7 protein-coding genes are annotated in these 12,855 nt (G+C 37.8%); 5 read left to right on the top strand and 2 right to left on the bottom strand.

Going from position 1 to position 12,855, the window contains the following annotated elements; all coding sequences use genetic code 11:
* Positions 1 to 89: 89 nt before the first annotated feature.
* Positions 90 to 2,663: a DUF6923 family protein gene (locus KO521_RS04700; RefSeq protein WP_215938757.1), complete on the bottom strand. Its 2,574-nt coding sequence runs from the start codon at positions 2,661 to 2,663 to the stop codon at positions 90 to 92.
* Between the two features lie 271 nt (positions 2,664 to 2,934).
* Here KO521_RS04700 and KO521_RS04695 point away from each other — a divergent pair, with 271 nt between their 5' ends.
* From KO521_RS04695 to KO521_RS04675, 5 genes are all read left to right on the top strand, one after another.
* The gene (locus tag KO521_RS04695) at positions 2,935 to 4,710 is read left to right on the top strand and encodes an AMP-dependent synthetase/ligase (protein ID WP_215938756.1); all 1,776 of its coding nucleotides are present in this window, start codon (positions 2,935 to 2,937) and stop codon (positions 4,708 to 4,710) included.
* Positions 4,711 to 4,895: 185 nt separating this feature from the next.
* On the top strand, positions 4,896 to 5,372 hold the full coding sequence (locus KO521_RS04690; protein WP_215938755.1) for a MarR family winged helix-turn-helix transcriptional regulator: 477 nt from the start codon (positions 4,896 to 4,898) through the stop codon (positions 5,370 to 5,372).
* 26 nt (positions 5,373 to 5,398) lie between these two features.
* Complete coding sequence (locus KO521_RS04685) at positions 5,399 to 7,804, top strand: 3-hydroxyacyl-CoA dehydrogenase/enoyl-CoA hydratase family protein (protein ID WP_215938754.1); 2,406 nt, start codon at positions 5,399 to 5,401, stop codon at positions 7,802 to 7,804.
* Positions 7,805 to 7,903: 99 nt separating this feature from the next.
* Complete coding sequence (locus KO521_RS04680; RefSeq protein WP_215938753.1) at positions 7,904 to 9,094, top strand: acetyl-CoA C-acyltransferase; 1,191 nt, start codon at positions 7,904 to 7,906, stop codon at positions 9,092 to 9,094.
* Between the two features lie 32 nt (positions 9,095 to 9,126).
* The gene (locus KO521_RS04675; RefSeq protein WP_215938752.1) at positions 9,127 to 10,923 is read left to right on the top strand and encodes an acyl-CoA dehydrogenase family protein; all 1,797 of its coding nucleotides are present in this window, start codon (positions 9,127 to 9,129) and stop codon (positions 10,921 to 10,923) included.
* An 80-nt stretch (positions 10,924 to 11,003) separates the two neighbouring features.
* Here KO521_RS04675 and KO521_RS04670 read toward each other — a convergent pair whose 3' ends face one another.
* A complete protein-coding gene (locus KO521_RS04670) occupies positions 11,004 to 12,806 on the bottom strand; it encodes a glycoside hydrolase family 15 protein (protein ID WP_215938751.1) in 1,803 nt (600 codons plus the stop codon).
* Positions 12,807 to 12,855: the final 49 nt, after the last annotated feature.

Raw genomic sequence — 12,855 nt, 5'->3', positions numbered from 1 at the left:
CGCTATATATTCATTTATACAATAAAAAACTCCCGGCACTTGAAAGTACTGGGAGTCTTTATTTAAACGGATATAAAGCGTCTGTAAACTTATTTTACCATCAATTTACCACTCCATGTTTTATCGTTGCTGCTAGTGATTTTATAGAAATACAGTCCGGAGGTTAAATTATTCCGTTTCACTACAATCATATTTTGACCTGCTTTGGAATCTCCGCTCATATCATGAGATGAGATTTTTTTACCCGCCATATTAAACAATTCAAAAATATAAGTACCTGCTCTTTCTTCGTAAAAATAGAGGCTAGATGCAGATTGCATAGGGTTAGGGTATACTACTGATTCTGTGGTGTCTTCGGAAATAAAAACCTTGTTTTCCTCATTGTTATTAAACAAAACATTGGACAAACTCATTTGCTTTTCCTCTACATTTCCACCTTCGGCCAATAAATTAAAATTAATGACTTTTAAGCTGTCAAAATCAGTTTTTGTATTCGTAGAGCTTTTAAAATCTGAATTTAATAAGGTAAAGGCTTTTGTCTCAGAACTTAAATTCACTTTTGCAGTGTATGATTCCCCATCGCCCTTTAACAATTTTACTTCTAAAACTCCCGTTCCGCTAGCGTCAAAAGAAAGCTTACCATAATCCAATAAATCAACCGGTGTAAACCGCGGACTAAGTGCGCGATATACACCAATGTAATTAGAAGTTTTTCCGCTTAATTCAACATTACGTTCTACGGGATAACCGTCTTCTGCAAAAGGAGCATGAACTGGCATTATCTCATACGTATCTACCGTGGTTCCTTCTGAAGAATCGTCAAGACCCCATGGAGCATCGGCTACAAAAAGGTCATCCGGTGTACCATTGGCATGACTCACTCTAAAACCGAAATCAAAAATGTTTCCTGTACTTAAGGCTACTGAATCTAAATACCCATCAATAGGAGCAGATAAACTCATACTTTCCGTAGAACTGGTTTCTGTTTTTTTAAGTCCGCCTTCTAGCTGTATTTTCTCCGTTTTATTATTGTTTACCAAATTCAAAATCACCTCTCCTTTGGCATATTTGGCAGATTTTACAAATACCGGCGGCGGTGTAGAACCCTTATATTCGGAAATTGGCGTGTATACTTCTAGGAGGTTTAAAATTTCATCTGCAAGTAAAAGCAAATCATCTACTGTGTTAGACCAAATTTGAAAATTATAATATGCAGTATCTGAGGCATATGCATCAATATTCCAATGGGATTCAATTATAAACTCTCCTTCCGTATCCAATCGGGCTGAAAAAGTCAATGCGAATTCCGTGCTTCCATCTGGTTGTTTTATAATCGACTTTATAAAATCTTTTTCCCTTAACTGAATGTTAGAAACAGACAGTAATTGCGCTCCAAGGAATCTATCGCAAATAAACTTACTATGCTCGTAAACTTTATTCTCTGTTTTAATGACCATTAAAGCACCAATATTATCATCCTTCCTTAGATAATCTACAGAATAGATATCCGAAGCATTGGTAAGATTTAGTAAATCTGCAGGAGAAGATTCAATAGTGTTGGATTCCCCCACTACATTAAGCGGTACCAATTGGGATAAAGGAATCTCATCTGCCGCAAATTTTCCTGCTTTGGCATAACTAGCCCCTTTTTTTACTTGCTTCGCCGTTAGCTTATTAAACTTATAATTACTTTTTGCTCGGTTATAATTACGTTGGCCAATTAGTGAAGATAAGCGGTCATTACTCTCCAATCCTCCATCATTAGCTCCAGATGTTAAAGTAATGGTTGGGCAAGACGATACTCCTGAACAAGAAGGGTCATCACAATCCACAAGGCCATCTCCATCATCATCAATACCGTTTATGCAATCTTCCTGAGGCACCGGAGCGGTAGGACATCTGGCGCCATCATTGCTTGATGCCGCTGGTCCGAAAGCAAAAATATTGGATTTCATGATTCCGAAGCTTATATCCTGTACATTGTCTACCTTGTAAACCGCACCAGTTTGATTGGCTGAGATATAAAAATTGCCATCCACATCAAAGTAAACGGCGCCAAAAGTATAGTTTAAGCCTTCTAAAATGGGTACTTCCCCTAACGGTTCTACCTCTCCGGTTTCTGCAGAAATCCTGTAAAGGACATTGGAACCACGTTCTACGGTATATAGCTTATTATCCTGAGCATTAAAGGCCCAGTCTGCAATAGAAAGGCTTTGACTTAAAGTAAATTCGCCTAAATATTTTAGGTAATTTTCGGATTCAGGATTTAAATCAACCTTATAGTAAGAAGCGCCACCTGCCTTAAAATGATAGATGCCTTCTGTAGAAATATCTCCAACATACTTATTTCCAGTAGTCATTTCTGGAATGGTGTATTGTTCCACTTCAAAGTTTTTACCTATTCGTACGATGGATTGGGAAGGAGTAGATAAATAGCCCCAAATAAAACCATCCGTTGAATTATAGGCTACCGCATTTACATTACCAGGGGTAATATTTTCAGATACTAAATATGAGCTTCCAGATGCTAAATCAAGCGCATAAATATCGTTATATTGAAATAAATAGGCATTAAAGTCACAATCAAAAGGTGTAGCCTGTGACTGACCTATTATGCCCGATAAAAATATCAGATAAGTCAATTTTTTAAAAAAGAATTTCATGATAAGTAGTTTTAAGGCATAGATTGCAAGTAAAATTTAGGATAAGTAAGAATAATTTTTAGTGAATAGGATTTTTCTTACTTTAATACCATGTAAAAATATATAACTATTTCATTTTCTTTTTATTGCTGCCCTACAAAATTAATTGTCAAGAGGCACGTTCTTAGTAAGTGCAATAGTGATTTCTCATAAAATTGATACTAATTTTGTGAAAGTCATTTTAAACTTCCGTGTTCTTTCGTAATTTGCAAGGACCATTTAGATACAAAATATGCAAAAGATTACCCGACTTTTTGACTTTCCCTACTATCAGTTAGAGAAATTCAATTTAGAAAAATCACTTATCTCAAAGAAAGATGGAAAGTGGATTTCTTTGTCGACCAAAGAATATATAGACAAGGCAAATACAATTAGCCGTGCTTTATTACGAATGGGTGTAAAACCCAACGACAAAATAGCTGTAATTTCCATGACCAATCGTACCGAATGGAATATCATGGATATTGGTATTCTTCAAATCGGTGCGCAAAACGTTCCTGTTTATCCAACGATATCCGAGGAAGATTACGCCTATGTACTTAACCATTCCGAAGCAAAATATTGTTTTGTTTCTTGTGGAGAAGTATTTCAAAAAGTACACCGTATTAAGGACCAAGTAGGAAGTCTAGAACAGGTTTATTCTTTTGACAAAATTAGTGACTGTGATAGTTGGGAAAAAGTACTGGAGATTGGTGCGGATACATCAAACCAAGATGAAGTTGAGAAATTAAAGGATTCAGTTAAGCCTAATGACTTGGCTACCTTAATATATACTTCAGGAACTACAGGAAGACCAAAGGGTGTTATGCTTTCTCATGACAACTTAGTAAGTAACGCTATTGAAAGTTCCGATCGTTTCCCTATAAAAGATGGAAAAGCCAAAGCATTAAGCTTTTTACCTTTGTGCCATGTATATGAGCGCATGTTAATATATCTCTACCAGTATAGAGGTGTTTCTATCTACTATGCGGAGTCTCTTGATCTCATAAGCGAAAATCTAAAAGAAATACAGCCTCATGTAATGACTGCCGTACCTAGGCTTTTAGAAAAAGTTTACGATAAGATAATTGCCAAAGGTTCTGACCTTACAGGTATCAAAAAGATGTTGTTCTTCTGGGCCGTTAATGTAGGTCTTAGATATGAACCGTATGGAAAAAACGGCTGGTGGTACGACCAACAATTGGCCATAGCCAGAAAACTCATATTTAGTAAATGGAAAGAGGGTCTTGGTGGCAACCTTGGGATTATTGCCTCAGGAAGTGCAGCTTTGCAGCACAGACTGGCCCGTATTTTCAATGCCGCAGAATTTGGACTTATGGAAGGTTACGGACTATCCGAGACATCACCTGTAATTTCCGTAAATGATATGCGTAACGAAGGTTTCCGTATTGGTACGGTTGGTAAACCCATAAACAGAACAGAAGTTAAAATTGCAGCAGATGGGGAAATTTGTATAAAAGGTCCGCAAGTAATGTTGGGCTACTATAAGGACCCGAAAAAAACTGAAGAAGTAATTATAGATGGATACTTCCACACAGGAGATATTGGAGAATTGGATAGCGATGGTTTCTTGAGGATTACCGATCGTAAAAAAGAAATGTTCAAAACCTCAGGCGGCAAGTATGTAGCGCCCCAACTTTTAGAAAACAGATTTAAGCAATCTCGTTTCATAGAACAGATTATGGTTGTAGGCGAAGGCGAAAAAATGCCTGCGGCTCTGATACAGCCAGATTTTGACTTTTTACATGAATGGGCAAGGATGCATAACATAACCGTTGGAGCAAATTCGGACATCATTCATAACGAACAGGTTTTAGCACGTTATCAACAAGAAGTTGATGAAGCCAATGAAAAATTTGCTAAATGGGAAAAAGTAAAACAGTTTCGTTTAACCCCAGATGTCTGGAATATAAATGACGGACACCTTACCCCTACTCTTAAACTTCGCAGAAAGATAATTAAGGAAAAATATATGGCACTCTATAACGACATTTATGAGCGTTCATAACACCAAGGGTTTGTTAATTACATTTTAACATAAAAATAATCTTTTCATAAAAAAAGCTCTCACCCCTTACGAATAAGGTAATTTATTCTTGTCTAAGTTGGTTTTCTGGTTTAAAAATTCAAAAATATATTATGCATGCATAATATATTTTTTGTATATTTGGATTCCGTCAACCCAACTTATGTATGAAAGATATTACAATAGATTATGCTTTGCGAGCCACATGGCAAGCGGTAGCTCGTATGTACAACGAAGAAGCTAAAAAATTTGATTCTACCATGGCCGTGGGTTTTACCTTGTTAAGTGTAGATCCTAAAACTGGTACGCCCTCTACAGCTCTAGGGCCAAAAATGGGAATGGAAGCTACTAGCTTATCACGTATTCTAAAAAGGATGGAACAACAAGGTCTTATTGAACGTAAGCCAAACCCTAATGATGGGCGCGGTGTTCTAATTTATCTGACGGAATTTGGATTAGAGAAAAGAAACGATTCAAAAAATGTAGTCTTGCGGTTTGACGAATCGGTTAAAAAGAACATTTCAGAAGATAAAATAAATAGCTTTTTTGAGGTTATGGAGACCATAAACGAGCTTATTACAGAAAAGAATATTTACACTAACGACAATCTTGAAAATAATCAAGACAATCTTGATTCTAAATAGATTAATTAAAACCCAATAACTACATCGTGAACAAACATATTAAAAAAGTAGCAGTTATAGGATCCGGAATTATGGGTAGCGGCATTGCATGCCATTTCGCTAATATCGGAGTAGAAGTGTTGTTGCTCGATATCGTTCCAAGAGAATTGAACGATAAAGAAAAAGCAAAAGGATTAACCTTAGAAGATAAGGCAGTACGCAATAGGTTGGTAAACGATTCATTGACGACGGCCTTAAAATCTAAACCTTCACCTATCTATCATCAAAAATTCGCTTCGCGTATCTCAACAGGAAATCTTGAAGATGATATTGCAAAAGTGAGTAAGGTAGACTGGATTATTGAAGTTGTGGTTGAACGTCTCGATATCAAAAAAATGGTTTTCGAAAATATCGAAAAACACCGTACTCCTGGTACGTTGATTACTTCCAATACTTCTGGTATTCCAATTAAATTTATGTCAGAAGGAAGAAGTGATGACTTCCAAAAACATTTCTGTGGAACGCATTTCTTTAATCCGGCACGTTACTTAAAATTATTCGAAATCATTCCTGGTCCGAAAACTTCAGAAGAAGTACTTGGTTTTTTAAATGGATACGGAGAGCAGTTCTTAGGGAAGACCTCGGTTGTAGCAAAAGATACACCTGCATTTATAGGTAACCGTATTGGTATTTTCAGTATTCAAAGCCTCTTTCATACCGTAAAAGATTTAGGAATGACGGTTGAAGAAGTGGACAAACTTACAGGACCTGTTATTGGCAGACCTAAATCCGCCACATTTAGAACCGTTGATGTGGTTGGTCTGGACACTCTGGTTCATGTTGCCAACGGTATTTATGAAAATTGTAAAGACGATGAGCGATTAGAACTTTTTAAATTACCGGGTTTCATCAACACCATGATGGAAAATAAATGGTTGGGAAGTAAGACCGGTCAAGGGTTCTATAAAAAATCAAAAGACAAAAGCGGTAAAACGGAAATCTTAACCTTGGATTTGGACACAATGGACTATCGTTCAAAGAAAAGTGCCAAGTTTGCGACATTAGAACTTACCAAAACCATAGATAATGTGGTTGATAGGTTTGCCGTTTTAGTGGGCGGAAAAGATAAAGCTGGAGATTTCTACAGAAAGAGCTTCGGTCAGTTATTCGCTTACGTATCACATAGAATTCCTGAAATAACCGATGAGCTTTATAAAATCGATGATGCCATGAAAGCTGGTTTTGGCTGGGAACACGGTCCTTTTCAAATATGGGATGCTGTAGGTTTAGATAAAGGATTAGAACTCATCAAAGCAGAAGGTTTAGAAGCCGCCTCTTGGGTAACTGACATGAAAGCCTCCGGAAATGACACCTTCTACTCCGTTAAAGACGGGGCTACTTATTTCTATGATATTCCTAAAAAATCAGCAGAAAAAATACCTGGTCAAGATTCTTTTATCATTCTAGATAACATTAGAAAGACCAAAGAAGTGTTTAAAAATAGTGGCGTTGTAGTTGAAGATTTGGGAGATGGCATTTTAAATGTTGAATTCCAATCAAAAATGAACACTATTGGTGGTGATGTTCTTGCCGGCCTTAATAAAGCTATTGATATAGCTGAAAAAGATTTTCAAGGTTTGGTGGTTGGTAACCAAGCAGCCAACTTCTCTGTTGGAGCCAACATTGGTATGATATTCATGATGGCCGTTGAGCAGGAGTATGATGAGCTTAACATGGCCATTAAAATGTTCCAAGACTCAATGATGCGTATGCGTTATTCTTCAATTCCAACAATTTCAGCGCCTCATGGAATGGCTTTGGGTGGTGGTTGTGAAATATCCTTACATGCAGATAAGGTTGTTGCCGCTGCTGAAACCTATATGGGATTAGTAGAATTTGGAGTCGGCGTGATTCCAGGTGGCGGTGGTTCTAAGGAAATGGCATTACGTGCACAAGATACCTTCTCTAAAGGAGATGTTGAACTGAACGTATTGCAAGAATATTTCTTGACTATAGGTATGGCAAAAGTATCTACCTCTGCTTACGAAGCCTTTGATTTAGGCTTACTTCAAAAAGGAAAAGATATCGTGGTGGTGAACAAAGACCGCCAAATTGCAACCGCAAAAGCACATGCAAAATTAATGGCGGAATCAGGTTATACGCAACCTGTTAGGAGAAAAGATGTTAAAGTTCTCGGTAAACAAGCCCTAGGAATGTTCTTGGTAGGAACTGATTCTATGGAAGCAAGTCATTACATAAGCGAGCATGACAAAAAAATTGCCAATAAATTAGCCTACGTAATGGCTGGTGGCGATCTTTCAGAACCAACACGAGTGTCCGAACAGTATCTTTTGGATATTGAACGAGAAGCTTTTCTTTCCTTATGTACCGAGAAAAAGACTTTAGAACGTATTCAGCATATGTTGAAGACAGGGAAACCATTGCGTAATTAAAATTACGAAGCTACTGGCTTTTAGCTACTAGCTAATGGTCTACTCTAAAACAATAATTAAATGCTAATAGCCAAAAGCTAATAGCTAAAAGCATAAAAAATGAAAACAGCTTATATAGTAAAAGGATATAGAACCGCCGTTGGAAAAGCTCCAAAAGGAGTATTTCGCTTCAAAAGAACGGATGAGTTGGCAGCCGAAACCATCGAATATATGATGAAGGAATTGCCAAATTTTGACAAGAAGCGAATTGACGATGTTATTGTTGGAAATGCCATGCCGGAAGGGGCACAAGGCATGAACATGGCACGTTTAATTTCATTGATGGGACTAGATATTATTGATGTACCCGGAGTGACCGTAAATCGTTTTTGTGCTTCAGGATTGGAAACTATTGGTATGGCAACCGCAAAGGTACAAGCCGGTATGGCCGATTGCATCATTGCTGGTGGTGCCGAAAGTATGAGTGCCGTACCTATGACCGGAAACAAGCCTGAACTGAATTATGATTTAGTAAATTCAGGACATGAAGATTACTACTGGGGAATGGGAAATACGGCAGAAGCCGTTGCCAATGAGTACAAAATTTCCAGAGAAGATCAAGATAAATTTGCTTACGATTCTCATATGAAAGCATTGAAGGCTCAGTCTGAAGACCGTTTTCAAAGCCAAATTGCACCTATTGAAGTAGATGAAACATATTTGGATGCTAATGGAAAAAAAGCAGAAAGAAAATATACGGTAACTAAAGATGAAGGGCCTAGAAAAGGAACTTCTGTTGAAGTACTGAACAAACTTCGTCCTGTTTTCGCGGCAGGAGGTAGTGTTACCGCAGGTAATTCTTCTCAGATGAGTGACGGTGCCGCTTTTGTTTTAATCATGAGCGAAGATTTGGTAAAAGAACTGAACATAGAGCCTATTGCTCGTTTGGTAAATTATGCCGCAGCAGGTGTTCCTCCTAGAATTATGGGTATCGGGCCTGTTGCCGCTATTCCAAAAGCACTAAAACAAGCAGGACTAAAACAAAACAATATTGAATTAATTGAGCTGAACGAAGCTTTCGCTTCTCAATCGCTTGCGGTAATCCGGGAACTTAGCCTTAATAAGGAAATTGTAAACGTAAATGGCGGAGCTATTGCTCTTGGTCACCCACTGGGATGTACTGGAGCAAAACTATCGGTTCAGTTGTTTGATGAAATGCGCAAACGAGACATGCAGGGAAAATATGGCATGGTTACTATGTGCGTTGGTACAGGGCAAGGTGCTGCAGGTATATTTGAATTTTTAAACTAAACAAGACAACAACTAACATTAAGTATTAAACTATGAGCAAAGAAATTCTACGTGGTGGTCAGTTTTTGGTAAAAGAGACCAATTGCGAAGACATCTTCACTTTAGAAGATTTAAGTGAAGAGCAAAAGATGATGCGCGACAGTACTAAAGAATTCGTTGATCGCGAACTTTGGGCACACTGGGAGCGTTTTGAAAAGAAAGATTACGCTTATACAGAAGAGTGTATGCGCAAGGCGGGGGAACTTGGACTTTTAGGAGTTGCCGTTCCTGAGGCTTATGGTGGAATGGGCATGGGCTTTGTTTCTACTATGCTAGTTTGTGATTATATTTCAGGAGCTACCGGTTCTTTCAGTACCGCATTTGGTGCGCACACCGGTATTGGTACCATGCCAATTACATTGTACGGAACTGAAGAACAAAAGCAAAAATATGTACCTAAACTAGCTTCTGGTGAGTGGTTTGGTGCCTATTGCCTAACGGAGCCAGGAGCAGGTTCGGATGCAAATTCCGGTAAGACTAAAGCGGTACTTTCCGAAGATGGAAAACACTATAGCATTACAGGTCAAAAAATGTGGATTTCAAATGCTGGATTCTGTAGCATGTTTATTGTTTTCGCAAGAATTGAAGATGATAAAAACATCACTGGTTTTATTGTTGAAAACAAATCAGACAATGGGATTTCATTTGGCGATGAAGAGAAGAAATTAGGTATACACTCCTCCTCTACCCGTCAAGTATTTTTTAGCGATACAAAGGTTCCTGTTGAAAACATGCTTTCTGAGCGTGGTAACGGATTTAAAATTGCCATGAACGCTTTAAACGTGGGCCGTATAAAATTGGCGGCGGCTTGTTTAGATGCACAAAGAAGGGTAATTAAAGAAGCGGTGGTTTATGCCAATGAGCGTATTCAGTTTAAGACTCCTATTATAAATTTTGGTGCTATTAAAGCGAAAATCGCTAATATGGCCACTAATGCATATGCTGGAGAATCTGCGAGTTACCGTGCTGCCAAAAATATCGAAGACCGTATTGCTATTCGCGAAGCGGAAGGTAATACACACCAAGAGGCGGAACTTAAAGGTGTTGAAGAATACGCCATAGAATGTTCAATTTTAAAGGTTGCTGTTTCTGAGCATGTTCAGAACACGACAGATGAAGGTGTTCAGATATTTGGAGGAATGGGCTTTAGTGCTGATGCTCCTATGGAGAAAGCATGGAGAGATGCTCGTATTGCCAGAATATATGAAGGCACCAATGAAATCAACCGAATGCTGGCAGTAGGTATGTTGGTCAAAAAGGCAATGAAAGGACACGTAGACCTTTTGGGTCCTGCAACCGCCGTTGGAGAAGAATTAATGGGAATTCCCTCTTTTGATACGCCTGACTTTTCAGAGCTTTTTGCAGAAGAAAAAGATTTGATCAAGAGATTAAAAAAAGTGTTCTTAATGGTTGCTGGAAGCGCCGTTCAGAAATATGGTCCTGAACTAGAAAAACATCAGCAATTGATGCTTGCCGCTTCTGATATCCTTATTGAAGTATACATGGCGGAAAGTACTATTTTGAGAACGGAGAAAAATGCCAAACGTTCTGGTGAAGATTCTCAGAAAACTCAGATTGCAATGTCTAAATTGTATTTATACAATGCTACGGAGACCATCATCCAAAAAGGAAAAGAGGCTATTATCTCTTTTGCCGAGGGAGACGAGCAACGTATGATGTTAATGGGTTTAAAACGTTTTACCAAATACACGAACAATCCTAATGTAGTAGCACTACGCACGGAAATAGCGGCTAAAGTTGCCGCTGATAATGCATATACTTTTGATTAGTATATAACTCAAGTGTTTGTTGTTATTAATAAAAAGCACCCCATTGGGGTGCTTTTTTATATTACATTTTGAGCTAAAATTTAGCTACGCATAGATTCTTTAATATCTTCCGTACTTTCTTTTTTCGCGAAGTTTACAGCACATTCAATCAACGCTAAATGAGAATAAGCTTGCGGAAAGTTACCCAACAACCGTTTTGTTTTAAAATCAAGGTCTTCACTAAATAGACCTAAGTGGTTACTATAACTCAACAGTTTTTCAAATTGTTTGAGCGCCTTATCGTGCTCTCCTATCTTAAAAAGACTGTTTACGTACCAAAATGTGCATACCGTAAAGGAAGATGAAGGTAGACCAAAATCGTCTTCATTCTTATAACGGTATAGAAGCCCATCGTTGCTCAAATCTTTTCCAATTGCAAGTACAGTACTTTTATAACGCTCATCTGATGCCTTTACGCAACCATATGACTCCATTAACAAAACGGAAGCATCTAAATCTTTAGATCCGTAAGATTGGGTATAAGCACCAACTTCTTCGTTCCACGCATTTTTATAAATATCATCCCAGATTTCCTCACGAAGTGGTTCCCATTTCTTGATTTTATGTGTCTTTCCTAGCATTTCCGCAACCTTGATAGCTCTATCCAAGGCCGTCCAACATAATACTTTTGAGAAAGTAAAGTGTCTATCCTCTGTTCGGAATTCCCATATACCTTTATCGGCTTCATGCCAATTATTGCCAACAATCCATACAATTCCCTTGGTAATAGACCATAAATCTTCACCGTTTTCTATATCTACGCTAAATTTCACCATCTGTTCGTAAATAACATCCATTAAAATACCATAGATATCATTCTGTTTCTGATGATAAGCGGCATTACCAATACGAACCGGTTTTGAACCTTTATAGCCACTTAGGTGTTCAAGAGTTTCTTCGGTTAATTTTTTCTCTTTATTGATTCCGTACATAATTTGTAGCTTCTCCGCCTTGTCAGGAATCAAATCTATGATGAATTTTAAATAGCGCCTGGCAACGTTCTTATGACCCAATTCTGAAACTACTTTTATAACCATAGAGGCATCACGAATCCAACAAAACCGATAATCCCAATTCCTTACCTCACCAATAGTTTCTGGTAAAGATGTGGTAGCAGCGGCCAATACAGCACCGGTTTTGTCGTAACTCAAAAGTTTCAAGGTTAATGCACTTCTTGAAATTTCTTCATTGAACTTGCTATACGTTGGTGTTTTAGTTGACCAGTTCAACCAATATACCTTTGTACTTTGTAACTCAAGATAAGCCTTGGCCGTAGTAGTTGGGAATATTTTTTCGTTATACCCCATCAAGAAAAAGCCATCTTCTGCAAGCGTCAGTTCTTTTCCTTCTAGAACAGCTTCCTTATTAAAAGATGTATATAGAAAAACAGTATCAAATTTACCGTCATGCGTTAAACTGGCTATAAAATCACTTTTTATATAGCTTTTTGTTTCACCGGCCGCATATTCCAATTTTGGATTATAAAGCACCTTGAATTTAGGCTCGCCCTCTACAAGTTTTATATACCTTACAAATTCAGGTGGTGATACATAAGTACCATCTTCTTTATGGTACCGAGGCATAAAATCATGAATTTCAAAACAGTTATCACCATCATTGAACTTGGTAATTAAAATACAAGTGCGGGGTTCATAGGCCTGTTCAATAGTATAGTTATCGTCTACCAATATTTCAAAACTGCCTCCTATCTCCTCATCCAAAAGTTTTGCAAACACAGAAGGAGAGTCAAATTCTGGCAAACAGCACCAATCTACGCTCCCTGTTTTAGATATTAACGCTGCGCTTCGGCAATTTCCTATTATTCCGTAGTCTAAATTATCCATTCAATAAAATTGTTAATTCAATAGGGGTAACGTATTGTAATTACCCTTC

The organism is Zobellia uliginosa (assembly GCF_018860745.1).
Taxonomy (GTDB): domain Bacteria; phylum Bacteroidota; class Bacteroidia; order Flavobacteriales; family Flavobacteriaceae; genus Zobellia; species Zobellia uliginosa_B.
This window is presented reverse-complemented; position numbering and strand designations above follow the sequence as displayed.

Bases quoted from the DNA above. Each gene is read 5' to 3' on its own strand.
- KO521_RS04680 (WP_215938753.1), top strand. From the start codon at position 7,904: ATGAAAACAGCTTATATAGTAAAAGGATATAGAACCGCCGTTGGAAAA.
- KO521_RS04695 (WP_215938756.1), top strand. From the start codon at position 2,935: ATGCAAAAGATTACCCGACTTTTTGACTTTCCCTACTATCAGTTAGAG.
- KO521_RS04675 (WP_215938752.1), top strand. From the start codon at position 9,127: ATGAGCAAAGAAATTCTACGTGGTGGTCAGTTTTTGGTAAAAGAGACC.
- KO521_RS04700 (WP_215938757.1), bottom strand. From the start codon at position 2,663: ATGAAATTCTTTTTTAAAAAATTGACTTATCTGATATTTTTATCGGGC.
- KO521_RS04690 (WP_215938755.1), top strand. From the start codon at position 4,896: ATGAAAGATATTACAATAGATTATGCTTTGCGAGCCACATGGCAAGCG.
- KO521_RS04670 (WP_215938751.1), bottom strand. From the start codon at position 12,806: ATGGATAATTTAGACTACGGAATAATAGGAAATTGCCGAAGCGCAGCG.